Raw genomic sequence first — 21,960 nt, forward strand, 5'->3', positions numbered from 1 at the left:
AATGGTCTGACAGACAAAAGCGTGTCGCTCCGGCGGCGCGCTTTTTTTGTGTGCCTGGCTTCCGGCGGCGTACTTTTTTTGCAGTGCCCCACCTCCGGCGCGCTTTTTTATTGCTGGAAAATATTCTCGATCACTTCCTTCAGCTCCTTCGGCTGCAATGGCTTCTTCAGCAGCCTTACCACCAGCGGGTTCGCATTGGTCCGCGAAATATCGCCGAAATCCAGCGAAGAAGAAACCATGATGATGTAACACTGGTTCTTGATCTTGGATGGATAGGAATCAAAAGAGCGCAGGAACTCGAAGCCGTCCATTTCAGGCATCTGGATGTCCAGCAGGATCACGGTGGGAGGGATGTGCGGCAGGGTGATGTTACTTGAAAGAAACTCCAGCGCCTTGTTGGCATTACTGAATGCAAGCACCGTGCGGCTGATACCCTGTATCGTGATCAGCCGTTCATGCAGCAGCAGATCGATGTCGTTGTCATCAATCAGAATAACGCGAAGATCAGGTATCGAATTCATTTCGGTTCGGAATAGAGATTTCAAATTGAGTGCCTTCGCCGTAACGGGAATCTACGCCAATGGTGCCGCCGATCTTGCTCAGCGCTTCCTTCACGATATAGAGACCGCTGCCGCTGCCCGGCTTGTTGTTGTTCTTGGAGCGGAAGAACATTTTAAAGATGTTGCTCAGATGTTCGCTCAGAATGCCGATGCCATTGTCTTCTATGCGGATGGTCGCTTTATGCGGTTCCACTTTTACGGTCAGGTTCACCTGCGGATATTGCTCATCAGGCTTCTGGTATTTGACCGCATTGGAGATCAGATTATTCAAAATGACACTTATTCTGAAGAAGTCGCCTTTGAAAGGGACGGGCTGATCGATGCTGACATTGAAATTGATGAAGGTATTCTGATGCCGGAACGTATCGATACAATCATCCATCAGCGCTACAAAATCGATTTTCTCATACTCCAGGTCCAGCCGCGAATTGCGGTAATATTCGATGATCTTCTGTATAAAGCTGTCCAGCCGCGTAATGCAAACCTCCACCATATTCATGTAACCCTGCGGGTCTGTCATGCTGTTATCCAGCCGGCTCAGGTTGATGATGCCCTGTACGCTCATGAGCGGTGCGCGCAGGTCGTGGGAAGTGGAATAGATGAAGCGGTTCAGCTCGTCGTTCGTTTTTTCCAGCTCCAGCACTTTTTCCTTGAGCTGCTTGCGGGCGGAGTAAATTTCGTAAGCGTTGTTGATGGTTTTGAAAAGCTCGTGCTCGTCCCAGGGTTTTTTGATGTAGGAAAAGATGTGGCCTTTGTTGATGGCATCGATGATATCTTCCACGTCCGTATAGCCGGTCAGCAGGATGCGGATGGGGTCCGGCAGCACGTCCTTGATCTCGTGGAAGAACTCAACGCCCGTGGTGCCGGGCATCTTCTGGTCTGCAATAATGATATGTACTTCTATGCCTCTTAACACCTGCATCCCTTCCGCCGCGGAATTGGCGGTATATATTTCATAACTCCGCCGGAAGTTCGCCCGGAATGCGTTGAGGTTATGTACTTCATCATCGATGTACAGTATCCTGATACGGTTGCTTTTCATGAGGGTTTATTAATTAGGACGAATGACTCTGGACGCCGGTAATATTGAGTGGTAAATATATAATAAATTCCGCTCCTTTACCCGGGGCCGATTCCACAACTATTTTTCCGTGATGCTTTTCTATAATGCTGAATACGATGGACAGGCCAAGCCCTGTTCCTTCGCCTACGTCTTTGGTGGTAAAGAACGGCTCGAAGATCTTTTCCTTTACCTTTTCCGTCATGCCGATGCCGGTGTCCCGAATGCCGATGCTCACGGTCTTGCTGTCTACCTGCCGCGTGGTGATCGTGATGGACTCGTCTCCCTGTTCCGGTTTCATTTTGATGGCGTTCAGGCCATTGTTGATGATGTTGAGGAACACCTGGTTGAGCTTGCCGGCGTAGCACTCGATCTTGGGCAGCTCGCCGTAATCCCGGATGATCTTTACGTGCTGCGGGGTGGAGTTGCGGAGCAGCACCATGGTGGAGTTCAGGCCTTCGTGGATGTCTACGGACTTGAGGTCGCTTTCATCCAGGCGGCTGAAGGTGCGGAGCCCTTTCACGATCTCGGCGGTACGGTTGGCGCCGTCTTCGATGCCTTTGATAAGGGTGTCTATTTCGCTGTGCACATAGTCGATATCAATCTCCTGCTTGAACCGTTCGATGTCCGCCAGCTGTTCCTGCACATTCCCGTTCTGGCCGATGGATTCATACCGGCGGAGCAGGCTGCGGATGTCTTCGAAATCCAGCTTCAGGGGTTTGATATTGGAGGTGACGAAGTTGATGGGATTGTTGATCTCGTGGGCGATGCCGGCGGTGAGCTGGCCGAGGGAGGCCATCTTCTCCGCTTCCACCAGCTGCGTCTGGGCTTCCTTCAGGCCGTTGAGGGCCTTATTCAGCTCCTTGTTGCTGCTTTGCAGCGCTTCCGTACGTTCCTGCACCTTTGCTTCGAGTATGGCGTTCTGCTCGCGCACCAGCTGCTCGTTCTCCTGCGATACCCGCAGCGCATGCGCCTGTGACTCTTCTTTTTCCTTCCGGTAGATATTGATCTTGTTGGCCAGCGCGAACGACAGCAGTGTTACTTCCGCCGCCGAGCCGATCTGCAGGGCGTAGTAGGTAAAGTCGTTATACGGGAGCACATTGAAATTCCGCAACACGAAAATGCAGACGCTGCTGAGGAAGATGCCCCAGGCCACCAGGAAGAAACGGGCCGGCACAAATCCTTTATTGCTCACTTTCACCCCTACGAAGATCGCGATGATAGATCCGCTCATGGCCACCAGCTGCACCATGATCTGGGCGATAACGAACTGGTCCAGGAACATGGGAATAAGGTTGAGCAGGTACAGCACGATCACCGCGTTGAGCAGGTGATAGCCGAGCCGGTACTTTTCCTTCGCATGCAGGAAGGAGGAGATGAACAGCGCCGCCGTGATGCCGTTGAGCACCGGTATCAGCACGGTGTCGTGCATCGCGAACCAGGTATTGTTGGGCCAGAGAAAGCGGAAAGTATATCCCTGCTGGGATACCTGCGTGAGCCCTACGCAAATGATATAGGTGACGTAAATAAGATAGCTCCAGTCACGGATCGTGATAAATATGAAAAGGTTGTACAGGGCCATTACGAGGATGATGCCGAGATACAGCCCCATGATGAAATTACGTTCCGTGTTCTTCGCGCTCATTTTGGTTTCAGAGCCGAGGTAGATGGGCAGCTGCAGCTGTTCCCCCGATTTTACCTTCAGGTAGAAGGAGCGGGTTTCGTTCTGCGGGATGACGAGCGGGAAGATATAGTTCTGATGCTTGTAAGGTCTCAAAGAAAAAGCCTGGAACTGGCCGAGCCGCGTGGCGCGGTATTCCCCGGAGGGGAGCATCTCGTACAGCGTGATATCGTCGATCGTGGGGTATTCCACCTCCAGCATCAGCTTCATGAGGTCCGATGTATTGGTGATGGAAAAGCGGGCCCAGTAAGTGTAAGGCGATATCTGCAGGTTGGGCACCTGTTGTTCGGAAGGGTAGAACTGCTGGCCGGTGATCTGTTCAATGGTCAGACTATTGGTTTTGTCCGCATACAGCTCCAGGTATTTCCCTATCTGCATCAGCTGCGACTTGTCGGCAAACACCACCGGTTCCGACGCGATCGCAGCGCTGCGCCAGAAGAACGACATGAGCAATAACAGGATGAAACGTACCGGCATGTTTAATCTTCAGTGTAATTTAAGCGTTTTTTTATTTACCCCATCCCGGCAGGGCCAACTGGTAAAAAACCTCGAAGTTCCCTTTGGGCCCGGTTTCTGTGCGTATCTGGTTGAAGTTCTGCCGCAGATCGAACATCAGTTCCCTTTCCTTTGGCTCCGCGCTGCTAAGCACATCTACATCTTTAATGATCATGGCCGTGGCGATGAAGTCGTCTTTCGGATAATAGAAGATGCCCTCATTGCCGAGCGAAGTATCGATCACGGCGCCCACCCGTTTTCCCATGCGGGTGGTGATGGGGGCGCAGAGCACGTGCACCCGGTCTATCGGCAGCTGGCTCATCAACGCTACGGCCACCCGGCACAGGATCAGGCTGCCGATGCCCATGCCGGCCACTTCCTTCGAGTTCCACATCCCGCAAATTTCCGCGCTGCCGGGCCTTACATCGGTATATATCTTCGGATCGTATTTGCCGATCGCGGTTTCGATGGGCAGGGGTATTTCTCCGTCTGCCAGCTGCACCCTGGCGCCGCCATATGTTTTTGTGCCGGTTTCATCTTCCACGATGATCACGATCGTGTTCTTGTGATTGATCCAGTCCACATTCCCTGAAGTGATCTTGGCAATACCAAAATGTATTTCCAGCAGTTTGCTGTGGCCTTCGTAGAACCGCATGCAAGCCTCCGGGTCTTCCGGAGCAATAAAGGCCCTTACCTTGATCAAGTCACTCATTGGTTTGCTCTTTTAGTTTACTGGGCGCTATTTGATGAGTTGCTCAAAATCCACGTAGAACCTGCCGGAGACTTTCAGTTCATCCAGCAGAATGCGGCGGCAGGTATCCGCCACCATGCCGCCTCCCAGCATCACGGAGGATGCCAGCTGCGGCCATGCGGTAATGGTTTTCCCGATCTGTGTCAGGGAATATTTCATCCGGCTGCTCATGGCTTCACCGCCCACCATGGGCCCCAGGATGGGCACTTTCTGCTCTGTGGTAAGGTTGCTGAGCGTTTCCATGTCGATGTCCGGGATAAGCCCGTGCATCATCGGATAGTCCGGTTCCAGGTCGTACCGCTCAATGTCCAGCATGCCGCGGTCGTTCATTTCCATGACCACCGGCATACGCAGGGCTTTGGCCCTGATGCGGCTCAATATTTTTACATTGAGGCTGTCGCATTCTTCCACCAGCAAGTCCAGCTGGCCGCCGCCCGTCAGAAAATCCTGGAGGTTTTCTTCCGTGGCGCCGTCCGTATAACATTTCACTTTGATGAAAGGGTCCAGCTCCGCGATCTCGCGCGCGGCGGAGATCACTTTCGGCACGCCGAGGTTGTGCACGCTGGTGCGGATGCGGTTCATATTGGAAAGTTCCAGGTCGTCGAAATCCGCCAGGCGAAGCTCTCCGCCGATGCGTTCCATCGCCAGCGTGAGTGCAATCGTTTGCCCTACGGACAAGCCGATCACGCCGATCTTTTTACGGATCAGCAAATCCCTTTCCTCCACTTTGATCTTGTAAATATTGCGCGAAGTGCGCATGGCGATGAACTCTTCCTCGTCCAGCAAATGCACCAGCCTTTCAGACCAGGGGTAGTATACCCATACGCCATAATCCTCCTCCGGCCGGCCTGCGAGGTGCGCTGCAATGGCGGCTTCCGTTTCTTCCGCGCTGAGCACGCGCGTCGGGTGCCTGCTTTTGATCAGTTCCTTTAACTGCCCGTGCAGCTCATCATACACCTTGATCGCCGGGTTCTCCCGCAACAATGCAAGCAGGGCATCTTTCTCTCCGGACCCGGACGCACGGTAAAAAACGGGCGAATAGGTCAACGGCTCATGTTTTGTCTTTTGTACGCGATCCTGAATCATCATGCTGCTTCCGGACTTGATTTATTGGGTGAATAAATTTTTCCTGAATTAAAAAATCTGTGCCTGTCAGCCCGGCATATAGTAAAAACCCGGCCTTCCCGGATGCATCGGAAAGGCAGCGTCGTGCGGACAGCGTGTTATCTATAGTGTGATTTTATCCAACTCCTGCTTCTCCTCTATCAGGTGAAGCGGGCAAAACAGCAGTTTGCAGGTAAGAGAAATTCAGCATTCAACATGGACCGGGTATGGACGAATCCCGGCGAATGCCGGTGAAGGTAGTACAGGGCACCATCCGGAGCCATGTTGACCGGAGCGGGGCTACGTCCGCAACCAGGGATAAATAACTTCATCTTTCGAAAATGATTAAATACGACAACAACACATGAATAGAAAAGTAAAATAGCAATTAATTTTCAAATTAAACTATAATATTCCGCATTATTTTGATGAAAATTCAAAAAGCAGGTAAAATTAAATGAGAGGATTGCGAACTATCTATATTTATTGGTGTAAAATTTGCTTAATCTTATAGATTTGTACAGAACAAACAAATATTGACATATGCATAAAAGAGAATTCCTCAAGGTAGCCGGCCTTGCCGGCGTGGCTGCCCTGGCAAACCCGAAAGGGCTGTTTGCTGCAGAGGGTCCGGAAACCCTGCCTGATTCGAAAGCACCTTTCACCCTGCCTGAACTCCCGTACGCAACGGATGCGCTGGAACCGCACATCGACAAGCTGACGATGGAGATCCACCACGGTAAACACCACAAAGGTTATGTTGACAATCTGAACAAGGCGCTGAACGGCACCGTGCTCGCTTCGCTCAGCCTGGAAGACATCCTGGCCAAAGTAAGCGCGAAAGAGTCCGCCGTTCGCAACAACGCCGGCGGGCATTACAACCACAGCCTGTTCTGGACCGTGATGTCCCCGCAGAAAACCGAGCCCTCCGCGAAGCTGTCCGCCGCCATCAACAGCGCCTTCGGATCGCTGGATGCGTTCAAAACGAAGTTCAGCGACGCCGCGAAAGGTGTGTTCGGCTCAGGCTGGGCATGGCTGATCGTTGGGAGAGATAAAAAGCTGGCGGTGACTTCCACGCCGAACCAGGACAATCCCCTGATGAAAGGACTGGTGAAAGAAACCGGTACGCCGGTTCTCGGGCTGGACGTATGGGAGCATGCGTATTACCTGAAGCATCAGAACAAACGCCCTGACTACATCGCCGCCTTCTGGGACGTGGTGAACTGGGCGGAAGTGGAGAAGAGATATGAGGCGGCTTTGAAATAAGCAAAGCGCCGTAAGATATGCGGGGGCTGAACCAAAGTGTATACTGCCTTGGTTCAGCCCTTTTTTACTTTCTTTTCAGGAACACGAACCCGTTCTTTTCCCCGATCACCTCGAGGTTGGGGTGCGCGCGCCACGGATCGCTGTCCGTTATACGGCAGATGAAATAGGTCGGTTTGTCCACCGGCCCTTCCAGCAACCATTGGTCGTTATAATAATTTTCGTTGACCGGCGGCAGCTTTTTGGTGTAGTACATGTAGGCGTAGCTCTTATAACTCAGCGGCCGCACATATACATCCTTCCCTACAAAAGATTTGAACCAGTCGATCGCAGCGCCCTGCGAGAAACGTTCCACCTTGGGCACAAAATGCAGCACCGTTACCTGTATCATCACCAGTGTGCTGATGAACAGGCAGAGCAGCCCCTGTCTTGTTTTCCGTTTGAACAGCAATACGGAGGAAACGATCACCAGGATCGTATAGACGAGCCCGTAAGCCATTTCGCCAAAGCTGAAGGGAACGTCCGCTTCCAGGTTGGCTTTTGCAAAGCGGTCACCGATATGCGGGATCAGGTCCGCCTTATAGATGCCCACGAGCGGCAGCAGGCTGATGGCAAGGCCCAGTATTACGCCGATCACCAGCATGCATACGATGTTCCATCCTTTCAGCGTGAACCTGCCTTCCAGCAAACGGTGCACCTGCAGGGCGGCGAGGAAGCTCAGCGGGAAATAACACAACGACGAGTAATGCACGATCTTGGTCTTCACGATAGAAAACAGCAGCAACACCACCCAGAACAATATCCACATCCATACTTTGAAATCCTTGCTTTCTGTGCTTTGCTGCAGGTAAATGGATTTTCCGCGCGCGGTCTGAATGTAGCTCAGCAGGAAGATACTGGCCGGGAAGCAGCCTATCAGCAATACGATCCAGTGATAGAAGAACGGCCCGCCATGGCCGGCGTCCGGTGTGCTGAACAGCCGCCACTGGTATATCACGAACTCGTTTACGAACCACCATCCATGCGATATGATCTCGTAGCCGAACCATAGCGCCGTAGTGAGCACGGCAAACAACGTGATCCAGACGAGGTGTATTATTTTAATGTGGATGCGGAACTTGTTGTAGATCCAGTACACGATCAGGGTAAGCACCGCGATGAGTATGGCGGCCGGGCCTTTCGTGAGCACGGCCAGCCCCAGCGCCACGCCGCTGTATATCGCCATGCGCGTTGGTTTGGCGGCATACCCGATGCGGTAAGCGAAATAGAGGGAGAGGAAAATGAAATAGTTGAAAGTAGGGTCGATGATGCCGGATTTGAAATAGAAATGCGGCAGCCAGGAACCTGCGTATACGAGCGCCCACCAGAGGCCGAGCTTTTCATCGCCGGTTTTTTTGCCGATGTGAAAAAAGGTGAGCAGGGTGACGATGCCGATCACGGCGTTCGGGAAGCGCGCGGCAAAGTCGTTTACCCCGAAAAGCTGCATGCTGAGCACCTGCATCCAGATGAACAGCGGCGGCTTTTCCCAGAACGGCTTGAAATCTATCTGCACCTGGGAATAGTTGCCGCTGACGATCATCTCCCGCGCGGCTTCGGCAAAATTGATCTCATCCCAGTCGAACAGGTGTACGGCTCCCAGGAATGGTATGAATAACAGGGCTGCTACGATAGCTATCAACAGATATTTCATTCGTAATCTTTCTTATTAACAGGCTGATGGAACTTTGCGTTTCACTCGTCATCCGGGCAAAACGCTAAGTTCGTAAAGAATGTGTAATAATCCGAATGATAAATCTATGCCGGCTGCGGCATGGTCATCGTATTATGCGTACAGGCCTGACCGGGAGTCTGGCGTTTGCGGTATTCGAACATCCAGAAAATAAGCGAGCTGACGGATGTGCCGATAATACTGCCCACGTATACATCTGCAAAGAAATGCTGGCTGAGGTATAGCCTGGAGTGCGCCGTAAGGATGCCGAGCGTAAACATCAGCAGGCCGGCCTTTTTATTGCCGGATACCAGCGCCAGGAAGCAGAACATGGCAAACGCGGTGGAGGTATGGCCGGACGGGAAGCTGAGCCCTCCGTGGACCTTTACCCATTGCACAATGTGGCAAACCTCGGTTTCCGCGCCGAAATAAACGATCGGGCGGGGCTCGTTCACGGCATGTTTAATGCTCTGCACGATCAGTGTGACAATGAGCAATGTGCCTGCGCCCATGAAGAAAAGCTTCCATTTACGCATGATAAGCAGCACCAGCAGCATCAGGCCAAATACAATGCCGTCGCCAAGGTACGTTGTGGCGGTGACGAACACGTCCGCAACAGGGTGATTCGCGCCGTTCACGGTAAGGAAAAGGTCATCTTTCGTAAAAAGGGATAGGAGTGCACCGCCGGTAATCAGCCATAGGAGGAACGGGACATAGAAATAGCGGTTTTGTTGCACTAGTGTTACCAGTGTTTTCAAAGTAAACAGTTTTAAGTTGTAGGTCCGTATGTTATGATAATGTCAGCAGGAGCATATAGTTATGCGACTGTATGTTTGTTACGCCGCTGCTGAACGAATTTTTTAATGCGCTGGAACACGCGGAACCAGGCTTCTTTGTTAAACAGTTGTGAGTCATTCATTGCTTTATACACCAAAAAGGCAGCAATAGGCATAAGGACTGCATTGGCCAGCCACATTCCCCCCCACGATGTCATTACATCTTTCCTGGCCATTTTCTCGCCTAACATAAAAAATATATTGAAGATTACAAAGAATATAACGGCAAAAACGAGCGGAGTCCCTAGTCCGCCTTTACGAATTATTGAACCAAGCGGCGCGCCGATGAGGAAAAGAACGATACAGGCCGCTGCCAGTGAGAATTTGCGCTGCCATTCCACTTTGAAGAGGGCGATCTTGGCCTGGTTGTCCGCAAACTCTTTGGCGGGAGCGGTGAGGCTGGATTCCGCTTCGCGGATGCTTTGGTCCACCCGCTCAACAATATACCGCATGGATTTCTCCGGGATGCTGTCCAGGAAGGACTTTCCATGGAAGAGGGACGCGGATGCGGCCCAGCCGGTGTCTTTCCATTTAAAGAAGGGGTAACGGCTGCTCACGTAGGCCCTGGTGGTGCGGATAAAACCGGAATCGAGCCGTTTCAGGGAGTCGATGCCAATGTCCAGCTGGCGGACGTTCAGCATTTGCTGGTTGGACGCAAAATCGTCCATGTTCCAGCGGCTGAACGCGAAGGTGGACAGATCGAAGGGCTTTTTGTATTTTTTGAAGCCGAGACGGATCAGCTCGTTTTTTTCCGGGTTGCGCGCATCGCCGCGTTCTTCGTAGCTCCAGCCGTTTTCAAGCGTGAAGTAGAGGAAGCGTTTGTCCGGCGACAGCTCCATGACCCCTTTGTCCGCCAGGATCACCCGTCCGTCCCGCGAACCGGGTGTACGCTCATAGATCATCACCTGGTGAATGGTCTTGTTGTCCGGCTCCTTCTTTGCCACTTTGATCACATATCCGGGAATATCGCTGTAGAACACGCCCTGTTTGATGTTGAAGGCCGGTTTGGAATTGGTGATGTCCCACAACAGCGACTTTGACCGCAGGTTGGCTACCGGGATCACGTAGTTGGAAAAGAGAAAAGCGCCCAGCGCAATGAGGGCGGAGAACAGGAACAGGGGACGGATGAAGCGGAGCAGGGAGATGCCGGCGGACTTAATGGCCACCAGCTCGAAGCTCTCACCGAGGTTCCCGAACGTCATGATGGAAGAAAGCAGCACGGCCAGGGGCATGGCCAGCGGCACCAGGCTGGCGCTGGTGTATACCAGCAGCTCGATGATCACCGGCGTATCCAGCCCTTTACCCACGAGGTCATCAATGTATTTCCATACAAACTGCATGACCAGCACGAACAAGGTCACAAAAAAAGTGGCGATGAACGGGCCGAGGAATGTTTTTATAATGAGTTTATCGAGCTTCTTCACGGACGGTGATGAAAAAAATAATTTAAATAGATGTAAAACTATTTGATATTCAGCATACTTTTGTTTTGCTGGCTGCACAAAGTTAATACGAATCCCGCAAGCTCGCAGCTTTGGCGGGCTAAAAAAGCGTTAATTTATTTAACCGGCCTCCGGGCTGTTGCCAGGGAGTATTTTTACAAGGTATTACTAAGGTATCACTAGGGTATCTATAGGGTATCACTAAGGTATCTATAGCGTATCTGTAAGAAGCGAACACCATGAAACCATACGAATTAAACCCGCAGGAACAGCAGATCGTTACGGATGCGGAGTGGATACTGCGCAAAAACGGCGTGATACAGAAAGCATACCATCTTTTCGGCGCGCTGCACGAGGCGATGGCGGCGCATCCCGTTATATCCCGGTTCCCCGGCGAGGGGGCGCAGCCGGCGAAGATCTCCCGCGGGGAGCAGTACCAGGGCTTGCCTTACGTGGTGCTGGACTATCCGCGGTTGTTTAGCAAGGAGGATATTTTTGCCTGCCGCACATTTTTCTGGTGGGGGCGTTTCTTCAGCACTACGCTGCACCTGGCCGGCGAAAGCCTGGAACCTTACCGGGCTGTGCTGGCAACACTGCAACCGCAACTCGCTGCCGGCGAATGGTTCGTTTGTGTGCAGAACGATCCCTGGCAGCATCATTTTGCGCCGGAGTACTACCAGCCGGTAGCGGTCATATCAACGGAGCAGTGGGAGGAACTGGTGCAAAATAAATCCTTTGTGAAGCTGGCAAAACGGTTTGACGTACTTACGTGGGGAAAAATGATTGCCAATGCCGTGGCCGTGTATGCGGCACTGCTGGATATGTTGTCGGGCAGGGAGGGCGCCTAGTTCCCGATCCTGTGAAAAAGGTCCTTGATCTGGTAATCCCATAACTGGCTCTGATCCGCGATTTCCTTCTTCTCAGCGAAATCTTTAATGATCAGTATAGTCATGTTCGTTACTTCTGATATCTGGATACTGAATTCAAAGAATTCATTTTTTGGGGCATGTAACCAACGTAAACGAATGCGTTCATCTTCCTCCTGCTCAAGCACTTCCGCCTCTTCGGCAGAACCGTTCCAGGAAAACGAAAAAACATTATCTCTGAAATCTACTTTATCTGCAAACCATTCCTGCAGGCCCGCGGGGGTGGATAGAAATTCATATAGGATACTTGGAGAGCACCGTACCGGATATTCTAACTCATATTGCACTTTCTTTGACATCGCTCAATATTATTATAAAATCAAAATCATCTGCATGCAATTATAGAAAAATATTCATTACATCAAAATAAATTTTAGATTTTATTTTATACGTTAACTTCTTCATTTTCATGCGTGATTATATTTTGAAATATGATCTTTCTTGCTTATATAGCTAACGGAAAATTACCTGTTTAATCACCGGCTTTGAAACGATGAAGCCTTTTTAATGTTAAAACAGCACTAGAATGGGGTAATTCAGCTCAATATAGTGCAGATAATCAGACACAATCGATTTAGCTTAAAAAGGTTTTAACGGTTTGAGATTTTTTTTGGGTGGTATCTAAAAAAAGTTATTTTTGTCTAGCATTCTTCTAATAATAACTTTTTTTTAACCTGTAACTGTTCCCGTGCTATGTCAATGCGCCAGCTTAAAATCACGAAGTCGATCACCAATCGTGAGTCTCAGTCGTTAGAAAAGTATTTGCAGGAGATCGGCAAAGTGGATCTCATTACGCCGGAGGAAGAAGTGAACCTGGCTATCCGCATTAAACAGGGCGACCAGCGCGCGTTAGAGAAGCTGACCAAGGCAAACCTCCGTTTCGTTGTGTCCGTTGCCAAACAGTATCAGAACCAGGGACTGTCCCTCAGCGATCTGATCAATGAAGGCAACCTTGGCCTGATCAAAGCGGCACAGCGTTTTGACGAAACACGTGGTTTCAAGTTCATTTCTTACGCCGTATGGTGGATCCGTCAGTCGATCCTCCAGGCACTGGCCGAACAGTCCCGCATCGTACGCCTTCCGCTGAACAAAGTGGGCCTTTCCAACAAGATCAGCAAAGCATATTCCCAGCTGGAACAGGAGTTCGAGCGTGAGCCGTCTCCCGACGAACTGGCTACCATCCTTGAGATCAATACCGAAGAAGTGGAAGCTACCCTCGGGGTGGCCGCCCGCCACGTATCTATGGACGCGCCGTTCATCGACGGGGAAGACAATTCCCTGCTGGACGTACTGGAGAATCCCAATGCTGTTAGCGCGGACGAGGAACTGGACCACCATGATTCCCTCCGCCGCGAGATCGAGCGTTCCCTCTCCACCCTCACTGACCGTCAGAAAGACGTGATCATGCTTTACTTCGGCATCGCCGTGGAGCATCCCATGTCACTCGAAGATATCGGCGAAAAATTTGGCCTGACCCGCGAAAGGGTGCGTCAGATCAAAGACAAAGCCATCACCAAATTGCGCACCACCTCCCGCAGTAAATTGCTCCGCAATTACCTGGGCGGCTAATAACAGCAAACGAGTACGATACATTATTCGAAATGGTGAATACCTGCGGGTGTTCACCATTTTTTACTTTCACCGTTAATTCTTTACTTTTGTACCCCATGGTCAATATCAGCCCATATTTTCCATGTTATTTTTTACTTTTTTAATTTTTTAACCTGTGTTTGAATCATTATCGGAACGGCTCGACTCGGCCTTTAAGCAGTTAAAAGGTGAAGGCCGTATCTCTGAAATCAACGTAGCCACCACCGTAAAAGAGATCCGCAGGGCGCTGGTAGATGCGGATGTCAACTTCAAAATAGCCAAGGAATTTACTGACAGAGTAAGGGAAAAGGCAATGGGAGAGAAGGTGATCACCGCCATCTCGCCCGGTCAGCTCATGGTGAAGATCGTGAAAGACGAGCTGGCGGAGCTGATGGGGAATACCGAAGTGGAGCTGGAGCTGAAAGCAAACCCCACGGTGATCCTGATCGCAGGGCTGCAAGGTTCCGGTAAGACCACCTTTTCCGGCAAGCTTGCCAATTTCCTCAAAACCAAGAAGAACAAGAAACCCTTGCTGGTAGCGGCTGACATCTATCGTCCCGCTGCGATCGACCAGTTGAAAGTACTGGGCGGCCAGATAGGAGTGGAAGTATACAGCGAACCCGAGAACAAGAACGCGGTGCAGATCGCGGAAAACGCCATCAAAGAAGCGAAAGCCAAAGGCAACAACGTGGTGATCATCGATACCGCCGGCCGCCTGGCCGTGGATGAGGTGATGATGACGGAGGTCGCCAATGTGAAAGCGGCTGTTGCTCCGCAGGAGATACTGTTCGTGGTGGATTCCATGACCGGCCAGGATGCCGTGAACACCGCAAAAGCGTTCAACGAGCGGCTGGATTTCTCCGGGATCGTGCTCACGAAGCTGGACGGCGATACCCGCGGCGGTGCGGCGCTGACCATCAAATACACCGTGCAGAAGCCCATCAAGTTCGTGAGCATGGGCGAAAAGCTGGATACGCTGGACGTGTTCTACCCCGAACGTATGGCGCAGCGTATCCTGGGCATGGGAGATATCACCACCCTCGTGGAAAGGGCCCAGGCGCAATTCGACGAAGAACAGGCTAAAAAGCTCGAAAAGAAGATCCGCCAGAACAAGTTCGACTTTGACGATTTCAAAGAACAGCTGCAGCAGATCAAGAAAATGGGCAGCATCAAAGACCTGCTTGGCATGATCCCTGGGGTAGGTAAAGCCGTGAAAGACCTGGATATCAGCGACGACGCCTTCAAAGGCATCGAAGCGCTGATCAACTCCATGACTCCTGCGGAAAGGGCCAATCCCGAGCTGATAGACGGCAGCCGCCGCAGGCGCATCGCCAAAGGAGCGGGCAAGGAGATCCAGGACCTGAACCAGTTCATGAAACAATTCGAGCAGATGCGGCAGATGATGAAAATGATGAACAAAATACCGGGTGGTGCTAAGGGATTGAAAATGAGATAATAAACTTTTTACGGCAGCGGTTTTAAGATGTTACGGACCGAATTTTATTTGGGAAGTTTCAATTTTAAGCCTACATTTGCTGCCCCAATAGAAACAATATTTTTTAACAACTCGCAAGAAATAATTCGACTTATTTATGCCAGTAAAGATCAGATTACAGAGACACGGCGCAAAAAAGAGACCTTTTTATTTTATTGTTGTGGCTGATGCCCGCGCGCCCAGGGATGGTAAATTCATCCAGAAAATCGGTACCTACAATCCTTTGACCGTACCGGCTTCTATCAACATCGATACGCAGAAAGCGCTCCGCTGGCTGCAGAAAGGTGCACAACCTACCGATACCGTTAGAAGAATCCTTTCCTTCAAAGGCGTATTGTACCTGAAACACCTCCTGAGAGGGGTGAAACTCGGCCTGTTCGATGAGCCTACCGCTTACACCAAATTCGAACAATGGCAGGCTGACCACGAGCAGAAAGTTTCTGCCCGCCGCGAAAGCCAGAGAAGAGCTTCCCGCCCGGTTGCACCGGTAGTGCGGAAAGTGGAAGACGCTCCTGCTGCTCCCGCTGCTTCTTCTGAAGCTGAAGACGAAGGAACTGCTGAAGCATAATCATCAGCATACCATATTGCAAAAAGGGAAGATTTGTTCGCAAAGATTCCCTTTTTGCTTTTCTAAAACAGGCATCATCGAATGGCCAATTATTTCAATATCGGCAAGCTGTCCGCCGTATACGGCACGGAAGGGGAAATGATCGTGAAGCACAGCCTCGGGAAAAAATCGTCCCTGAAAGACATCACGGCTGTTTTTATCGAAGACCGTAAGGACAGCTTCCTACCGTATTTCATTCAGAAAGCCAGGGCAAAAGACGCCGAACACCTGTACATCAAGCTGGAAGGCATCGATTCCCGGGAAGCCGCCAGGAAGTTGTTGCAGAAAGGCATTTACCTGGACGAGGCCGATTTCAAGGGGCTGGCATCCGCCTCCGCACCTTTGTCCCTCCTCGGCTTCAGCGTAACGGACAAACAGCATGGGCCGCTGGGAGAAATATCGGAGATCATTGAAATGCCGTTACAGGTACTGGCAAAGGTCATGTTCCGGGAAAAGGAAATGCTGCTCCCGCTGAATGAACAGACCCTGCTGAAAATCGATAAAAAACAGCAAACCGTGCACCTGGACCTCCCGGAAGGTTTGCTAGACATCTACTTAGGTTAAAACGAGCACATGCGGATAGATATCATCACTGTACTGCCGGAACTGCTGGAAAGCCCGTTCGCGCACTCCATCATGAAGCGCGCAAAGGCCCGGGGCCTCCTGGAGGTGAACCTGCACCCCCTGCGGCAGTATTCCAATTTCCGCCAGAACCAGGTAGACGATTACCAGTTCGGCGGCGGCGCCGGCATGGTCATGATGATCGAACCGCTGGTGAACGCCATCGAGAGCCTGCAAAAAGAGGTCACGTACGACGAGATCATCTACCTGACGCCGGACGGGCAGACCTTTAACCAGAAGATGGCCAACAGCCTCTCCCTCAAAGGGAACCTGCTGATCATCTGCGGCCACTACAAAGGCATCGACGAACGGGTAAGAGAGCATTTCGTTACGATGGAGATCTCCATCGGCGACTTTGTACTATCCGGCGGGGAGCTGCCCGCGGCCATCCTGGTGGACGCCATCGGGCGCCTGCTGCCCGGCGTGCTGAACGACGAAACCTCCGCACTGTTCGACTCCTTCCAGGACAACCTGCTGGCGCCGCCGGTGTACACCCGGCCGGAAGACTTCCGGGGCTGGAAAGTACCGCCCGTGCTGCTGAGCGGGGACCACCGCAAGATCGCCGAATGGCGGCATGAAGAAGCCCTCAGAAGAACGAAAGAGCGGCGGCCGGACATATTCCGGCAGGATTAAGAGTTATTTTTCTAAAAACACGGGAAAGCTTTTGGTAATTGGGAAATCTTACATACCTTTGCCGTCCTATAAATTATTGAATGATGAACGCAATTTCTTTTGTTCACGAGCAGTTGACTGCTGGCAAGCAATATCCGAAGTTCAAAGCCGGTGACAATGTTACCGTTAACTATAAGATCGTAGAAGGCAACAAGGAACGTATCCAGTCCTTCAAAGGCGATGTGGTAAAGATCCAGGGCACCGGATTTACTGCCTCTTTCACTGTGCGCAAGATCTCTGACGGCGTGGGCGTGGAAAGGCTGTTCCCCTACTATTCTCCCAACATCGATTCTATCGTGCTGAATAAAGTAGGTAAAGTAAGAAGGGCTAAACTGTACTACCTGCGCGAACGCCAGGGTAAAGCTGCCCGTATCAAGGAAAAAAGGGTTTAGTATTATATACAGGGAAATTAGTATTGGCGGGAGTCCGGACGGGCTTCCGCTTTTTCTTTTCCCTGCCGGAGAAAGGACCAGCCATCACCGCCTGTCATATGCTTGTTTTTCATTTTCCCGAAAAGCTCCCCGTAATGCCTGTATTTAAAGATTATCAAGCTCCCGGCGGCTTTCTTAAAACTTAATTAAAGTCTTGTCCGTTGATTGAAAAACCCCGAATTATAACATATCTTTGTTAGCTGAACATTATAAAAACTGAGAAAATGACTGCTATTTTCGCTAAATCACCGCTCTTACTCTTTCAAGAACTTGGCATGACCGAATTAATTCTGATCGCACTCGTAGTATTACTCCTGTTTGGTGGTAAGAAGATCCCTGAATTAATGCGTGGCCTGGGCAAGGGTATCCGCGAGTTCAAAGATGCCAAAGACAACGTGCGCCGTGAAATGGAAGAGGGCATGAAGGAAGCTGACGTTAATAAAAACGCTTAATCCCCACCTCTTTTATCCGGATTTTAGAGATCTCCATTGTAAGATTTAAACTGGTTTGGGTTTGACTGAATTCAGCAGTATATCGTCTTTTCATGAGGCGTTGTATGCCGGAAAAACGACCTGCGAGTCTGTCGTACGTTTGTACCTCGACAAAATTGAGCAGGCCCGGCACCTCAATGCATACCTGGAAGTATTTACCGAAGAAGCTTTGGCGCAGGCCGCAGCGCTCGACGCCCGTATCCAAAAAGGAGAAAGGCCGGGAAGCCTGGCCGGCGTGGTGGTCGGGATCAAGGACGTGCTCTGTTACAAAGGGCATAAAGTGACCGCCGCCTCAAAAATACTCGAAGGGTTTACCTCCCTCTATTCATCAACAGCCGTAGAAAGACTTATCGCGGAAGGCGCCATCATCATCGGGCGCCTTAATTGTGACGAGTTTGCCATGGGCTCCACCAACGAGAACTCGGCATACGGTAAAGTACTGAACGCGCTGGACAACAGCCGTGTTCCCGGCGGGTCCTCCGGTGGTTCCGCCGTAGCCGTGCAGGCCGGCCTTTGCCAGGTCAGCCTCGGCAGTGATACCGGCGGCTCCGTACGCCAGCCGGCGGATTTTTGCGGGATCATCGGGCTGAAACCGAGCTATGGACGCATTTCCCGGCATGGGCTCATCGCCTATGCCTCGTCATTTGACCAGATCGGCATTTTTGGCGCGAATATTGCTGACGTGGCTATGGTTCTACAAGTCATAGCCGGGCCGGATGCGTACGACAGTACGGCCGCCCAACGCGAAGTCCCTGATTACCAGGCAAATTTCCGGCACAATAAAACCAGGAAATTTGCGTATTTAAAAGATGCCCTCCATCACGAAGGCCTGGATACAGAAATGCGGGCGGGATACGAGAACTTCTTTGAAGATTTGAAATCGGAAGGACACACTGTTGAAGGAGTGAATTTCGATTACCTGGATTATGTGGTGGCAGCCTATTACGTGCTGACCACAGCAGAAGCCTCCAGCAATCTCAGCCGGTTCGACGGAGTAAAGTACGGGTACCGTACCTCCGGAAAGGACCTGGACCTGACGGACTTTTACAGGAAAAGCCGCTCAGAGGGATTCGGAAAAGAGGTAAAACGCCGCATACTGTTAGGCACCTTTGTGCTGAGCGCCGGTTACTACGACGCTTACTTTACAAAAGCACAACAGGTGAGAAGGCTGGTGGTGGAGAAAATGCGCAGCATACTCAGCGAATACGACGCTATCCTCTTACCTACCGTACCATCAACAGCATTCAGAATCGGGGAGAAAATGGATGATCCCATCGCCATGTACCTGGCAGATATTTATACGGTACTGGCGAACCTGACCGGGGTTCCGGCGATTTCCGTACCTTTGCAGCGGCATTCTAACGGAATGCCCTATGGGGTGCAGATCATCACGAAGGAGTTTGACGAAGAGAACTTATTGCAAATAGCAAATAACATATTGCAAGAGCAGCAAGTAAATATATCATAAAACTAAATAGTGTATGACGAAAGTCTTTTTATTACTCTTATCGCTGGTTGGGACCCTGAGTTCCTTCGCCGCCGGTGATTCGAGCCCTAAGGAGATGGCCGTTCCCGTACAGGAAACGCCCGCCGATACCACCACCGTCAAACTCAGGAAAACGGCACATCTGCCCAAGGATACAGTGGTGCATGGATCTCCGGCTTCTGCAGCCGTTAAAAAAGCAGCACAGACAATGACGCCGCTCGTCCGCCACAACCCCAAGGTATATGAGCAGATGAACGATAACCGTTACGTTACCGGCTATATCAATGATTACGCTACCCGCTACAGCCGTCACCTTGCCGTGATGGTAGACCGCGCGGCGCCGTATTTCACCATGATAGAAAAGATCTTCTCAGACCACGGTATTCCCGAAGAAATGAAGTACCTGGCCGTGATAGAATCCGGCATGTCCTATAACGCCCGCTCCCGCGTTGGCGCCGTAGGCATGTGGCAGTTCATGAGCAGCACCGCCCGTATCTTCGGCCTGAGCGTTGGAAAGAAAGTGGACGAACGGAAAGATTTCTATAAATCCACCGTGGCCGCCGCCAAATATCTCAACGAGCTGTACGAACAGTTCGATGACTGGTTACTGGTAGTAGCCGCTTACAACTGCGGCGCAGGCGGTGTGCAGAGAGCACAGCGCATCAGCGGCAGAAGCGATTTCTGGGGCATCCAGTATTTCCTGCCCGCCGAGTCCCGCAGCCATGTATATAAATTCATTGCCACCGGGTATATCCTCGACCGTTTCAACACCTTCTTTGGTGTAGGCGATAACGTAGCTACTTCCCCCGCTGCAAGGCTCAAGCCCGCGCCCGAATTCCGCAAACCCGCGGAGCTCACGGAAGAAGACCTGTTCAATACCGTAGAATTCAACATTAGCGGTAAATACAGGATGGAAGCCATCGCCAAAAAACTGGAAATGGAACAGGCGGAACTGGAAAGGCTCAACCCTGACTTTGCGAAGGAACTGGCCGGAGAAGACAACAGCTACGACCTCCGCATTCCGAAAGAAAAGATGAAGACCTTCCTGGCGCAGAAAGAAGAGATACTGAAAGAATCATTGCAGCTGACGCTGGATGATAAAGCAGCGACCGTAGATAAATCACGTTTCCCTGCTCCGGTGAAGAAACCCGAAGTGAACGCCAATCCTAAAAAGAAGGCCGCCGCTGCCAATACAAAAACGACAAAGAGAAAAACAACGGCGAAAAAGTAAGCGCTGATAGAAGATACAGAGGGCTGACCAGGAAATAATGGTCAGCCCTCTTTTTATGTCGATGATTATGTTGATGCAATTATCCTTTAAAACCCGCATGGCGGCGGAATGGCGCGTAGTAATAACCGATCGCGTCCAGCAGCGGCCCCGTCATGAACGTGGTGGCCAGCGCCATCAGCACCAGCATCGCAAAAACGTCCGGCCGGAGAATCCCCAGGTCATACCCGATATTCAGCACTACCAGCTCCATCAACCCCCGCGTATTCATCAAAGCCCCGATAGACAGGGAATCCTGCCATGACTGTCCCACCAGCCGCGCCGTGAGCGCGGAGCCCGCGAACTTGCCGCCCACGGCCACCAGCATAATGGCGCCGAAAACAGCCCATAAATGCCCTTCGTTCAGCAGCCCGATCTGCGTGCGCAGGCCCGTAAATGCAAAGAAGATGGGCAGCAATATTACAATGCTCACATCCTCCAGCTTGTCCGTCAGCACCTGCTTGATATTCGCTTCCGCCGGCATGATCACCCCTGCGAGGAAAGCGCCGAACAACAGGTGTATGCCGATCACTTCCGCCATGTATCCCGCTATCAGCAACACAAAGAAGCCCAGCGCCACTTTGGTCTTTGTGCCGGAAAGCCCGCTCATCCTGCGTTTCAGCCAGGGGCGTACGATTATCAGCATCGCCACTACGAACAGCACCGCCAGGCAGATCGTTACCACCGCGCTCAGGAAGCCGCCGGCCTTTACGATCGCCACCACTACGGCCAGGATGCACCAGGCGGTGATATCATCCGCTGCGGCGCAGGTAATGGCCATGGTGCCGAGCGGCGTGCCGGTAAGCCCGCGCTCCTGCACGATGCGCGCCAGTACCGGGAATGCCGTAACGCTCATGGCAATGCCCATGAACAGCGCAAAAGAGAGGAAGCTCACATGCGCCGGCGCGAACTGCCGGTAAGTGAAATAAGCGAGGCAGACGCCGAGGAAGAACGGAATGATAATGCTGGCGTGGCTGATCATCACCGCATCATGGGCTTTTTGGCGGATCTTGCTGATGTCCAGCTCCATGCCTACGATGAACATAAAGAAAGCAAGACCTATCTGGCTGAGGAATTGAAGATTGTTCAATGTAGATGCGGGAAAGATGGCATGCATGGCTTCCGGCCAGCACCAGCCCAGCAGGGAAGGGCCAAGCACAACGCCGGCAACGATCTCGCCCACTACAGCGGGCTGGCGGATCAGCCACGCCAGGTAACCGAACAGGCGGGAAACACAGAGAATAACGATGATCTGCAGCAGCAGCATGCTCAGCGGATGCCGCACATGCCCCAGCAGCTCCGCGAAGAGGCCGTCACTTCCCGCTGCCGTGGCTTCCTGCACGGAGGCAAGGCGTTCGCCCCGGTCAATAATGAACCATATCAACGCGGTGAAAATGCCGATTATCAGGGGATAGAGCAGATGTTTCCTTTTCATGGCGGGCGCAGCTTTACAACGAAATATACAAACTAAATG

Annotated in this window: 21 protein-coding genes; 11 read left to right on the forward strand and 10 right to left on the reverse strand. The window is 51.6% G+C overall.

Features of this window, described 5'->3' with window-relative positions; genetic code table 11:
• Window positions 1-107: 107 nt before the first annotated feature.
• From CCY01nite_RS10175 to CCY01nite_RS10195, 5 genes are read right to left on the reverse strand one after another with little or no spacing between them, the layout of a single operon-like run.
• Window positions 108-521, reverse strand: coding sequence for a response regulator (locus tag CCY01nite_RS10175; RefSeq protein ID WP_146860272.1), 414 nt, complete (start codon window positions 519-521; stop codon window positions 108-110).
• A complete protein-coding gene (locus CCY01nite_RS10180) occupies window positions 505-1,602 on the reverse strand; it encodes a hybrid sensor histidine kinase/response regulator (RefSeq protein WP_146860274.1) in 1,098 nt (365 codons plus the stop codon). The genes CCY01nite_RS10175 and CCY01nite_RS10180 overlap by 17 nt, the downstream gene beginning before the upstream one ends.
• A gap of 13 nt (window positions 1,603-1,615) precedes the next feature.
• The gene (locus CCY01nite_RS10185) at window positions 1,616-3,778 is read right to left on the reverse strand and encodes a sensor histidine kinase (protein ID WP_146860276.1); all 2,163 of its coding nucleotides are present in this window, start codon (window positions 3,776-3,778) and stop codon (window positions 1,616-1,618) included.
• 31 nt (window positions 3,779-3,809) lie between these two features.
• Window positions 3,810-4,508: a hypothetical protein gene (locus CCY01nite_RS10190; protein WP_246129902.1), complete on the reverse strand. Its 699-nt coding sequence runs from the start codon at window positions 4,506-4,508 to the stop codon at window positions 3,810-3,812.
• 27 nt (window positions 4,509-4,535) lie between these two features.
• Window positions 4,536-5,636: a ThiF family adenylyltransferase gene (locus tag CCY01nite_RS10195; protein ID WP_146860278.1), complete on the reverse strand. Its 1,101-nt coding sequence runs from the start codon at window positions 5,634-5,636 to the stop codon at window positions 4,536-4,538.
• Window positions 5,637-6,194: 558 nt separating this feature from the next.
• Here CCY01nite_RS10195 and CCY01nite_RS10200 point away from each other — a divergent pair.
• Window positions 6,195-6,917 (forward strand): superoxide dismutase, encoded by a 723-nt coding sequence (locus CCY01nite_RS10200; RefSeq protein WP_146860280.1) that lies wholly within the window; start codon window positions 6,195-6,197, stop codon window positions 6,915-6,917.
• Between the two features lie 64 nt (window positions 6,918-6,981).
• Here the strand turns inward: CCY01nite_RS10200 and CCY01nite_RS10205 are convergent, their stop codons facing one another.
• From CCY01nite_RS10205 to CCY01nite_RS10215, 3 genes are all read right to left on the reverse strand, one after another.
• Entirely contained in the window at window positions 6,982-8,604 is a 1,623-nt protein-coding gene (locus CCY01nite_RS10205) for an ArnT family glycosyltransferase (RefSeq protein ID WP_146860282.1), read from the reverse strand.
• Window positions 8,605-8,708: 104 nt separating this feature from the next.
• Window positions 8,709-9,380 (reverse strand): phosphatase PAP2 family protein, encoded by a 672-nt coding sequence (locus CCY01nite_RS10210; protein WP_186830995.1) that lies wholly within the window; start codon window positions 9,378-9,380, stop codon window positions 8,709-8,711.
• A 59-nt stretch (window positions 9,381-9,439) separates the two neighbouring features.
• Window positions 9,440-10,882 (reverse strand): LptF/LptG family permease, encoded by a 1,443-nt coding sequence (locus CCY01nite_RS10215; protein WP_146860286.1) that lies wholly within the window; start codon window positions 10,880-10,882, stop codon window positions 9,440-9,442.
• 257 nt (window positions 10,883-11,139) lie between these two features.
• Between CCY01nite_RS10215 and CCY01nite_RS10220 the strand changes: the two genes are divergently transcribed.
• Window positions 11,140-11,748 (forward strand): hypothetical protein, encoded by a 609-nt coding sequence (locus CCY01nite_RS10220; RefSeq protein WP_146860288.1) that lies wholly within the window; start codon window positions 11,140-11,142, stop codon window positions 11,746-11,748.
• Here the strand turns inward: CCY01nite_RS10220 and CCY01nite_RS10225 are convergent.
• Window positions 11,745-12,125: an START-like domain-containing protein gene (locus tag CCY01nite_RS10225; protein ID WP_146860290.1), complete on the reverse strand. Its 381-nt coding sequence runs from the start codon at window positions 12,123-12,125 to the stop codon at window positions 11,745-11,747. The genes CCY01nite_RS10220 and CCY01nite_RS10225 overlap by 4 nt on opposite strands.
• Window positions 12,126-12,525: 400 nt before the next feature.
• On the opposite strand from CCY01nite_RS10225, the gene CCY01nite_RS10230 reads away from it, so the two are divergent.
• The 9 genes from CCY01nite_RS10230 to CCY01nite_RS10270 all read left to right on the forward strand — a co-directional run bounded on the left by CCY01nite_RS10230 (window position 12,526) and on the right by CCY01nite_RS10270 (window position 20,450).
• Window positions 12,526-13,395 carry a sigma-70 family RNA polymerase sigma factor gene (locus CCY01nite_RS10230; protein WP_146860292.1) on the forward strand — a complete coding sequence of 290 codons (870 nt, stop codon included), beginning with the start codon at window positions 12,526-12,528 and terminating at the stop codon, window positions 13,393-13,395.
• A gap of 157 nt (window positions 13,396-13,552) precedes the next feature.
• Window positions 13,553-14,872 carry a signal recognition particle protein gene (gene ffh / locus CCY01nite_RS10235; RefSeq protein WP_146860294.1) on the forward strand — a complete coding sequence of 440 codons (1,320 nt, stop codon included), beginning with the start codon at window positions 13,553-13,555 and terminating at the stop codon, window positions 14,870-14,872.
• Window positions 14,873-15,008: 136 nt separating this feature from the next.
• Window positions 15,009-15,479 carry a 30S ribosomal protein S16 gene (gene rpsP, locus CCY01nite_RS27030; RefSeq protein ID WP_146860296.1) on the forward strand — a complete coding sequence of 157 codons (471 nt, stop codon included), beginning with the start codon at window positions 15,009-15,011 and terminating at the stop codon, window positions 15,477-15,479.
• Between the two features lie 81 nt (window positions 15,480-15,560).
• The gene (rimM, locus tag CCY01nite_RS10245) at window positions 15,561-16,082 is read left to right on the forward strand and encodes a ribosome maturation factor RimM (protein ID WP_146860298.1); all 522 of its coding nucleotides are present in this window, start codon (window positions 15,561-15,563) and stop codon (window positions 16,080-16,082) included.
• Window positions 16,083-16,091: 9 nt separating this feature from the next.
• Window positions 16,092-16,772 (forward strand): tRNA (guanosine(37)-N1)-methyltransferase TrmD, encoded by a 681-nt coding sequence (gene trmD, locus CCY01nite_RS10250; protein ID WP_146860299.1) that lies wholly within the window; start codon window positions 16,092-16,094, stop codon window positions 16,770-16,772.
• A gap of 83 nt (window positions 16,773-16,855) precedes the next feature.
• On the forward strand, window positions 16,856-17,203 hold the full coding sequence (rplS, locus tag CCY01nite_RS10255) for a 50S ribosomal protein L19 (RefSeq protein ID WP_146860302.1): 348 nt from the start codon (window positions 16,856-16,858) through the stop codon (window positions 17,201-17,203).
• 263 nt (window positions 17,204-17,466) lie between these two features.
• Window positions 17,467-17,694 (forward strand): Sec-independent protein translocase subunit TatA/TatB, encoded by a 228-nt coding sequence (locus tag CCY01nite_RS10260; RefSeq protein ID WP_146860304.1) that lies wholly within the window; start codon window positions 17,467-17,469, stop codon window positions 17,692-17,694.
• Between the two features lie 61 nt (window positions 17,695-17,755).
• Window positions 17,756-19,201, forward strand: coding sequence for an Asp-tRNA(Asn)/Glu-tRNA(Gln) amidotransferase subunit GatA (gatA, locus tag CCY01nite_RS10265; protein WP_146860306.1), 1,446 nt, complete (start codon window positions 17,756-17,758; stop codon window positions 19,199-19,201).
• Window positions 19,202-19,214: 13 nt separating this feature from the next.
• Window positions 19,215-20,450 carry a lytic transglycosylase domain-containing protein gene (locus CCY01nite_RS10270; protein ID WP_146860308.1) on the forward strand — a complete coding sequence of 412 codons (1,236 nt, stop codon included), beginning with the start codon at window positions 19,215-19,217 and terminating at the stop codon, window positions 20,448-20,450.
• Between the two features lie 79 nt (window positions 20,451-20,529).
• Here the strand turns inward: CCY01nite_RS10270 and CCY01nite_RS10275 are convergent, their stop codons facing one another.
• A complete protein-coding gene (locus tag CCY01nite_RS10275) occupies window positions 20,530-21,921 on the reverse strand; it encodes a cation:proton antiporter domain-containing protein (RefSeq protein WP_146860310.1) in 1,392 nt (463 codons plus the stop codon).
• Window positions 21,922-21,960 lie beyond the last annotated feature (39 nt).

This window comes from Chitinophaga cymbidii, assembly GCF_007992715.1.
Taxonomy (GTDB): domain Bacteria; phylum Bacteroidota; class Bacteroidia; order Chitinophagales; family Chitinophagaceae; genus Chitinophaga; species Chitinophaga cymbidii.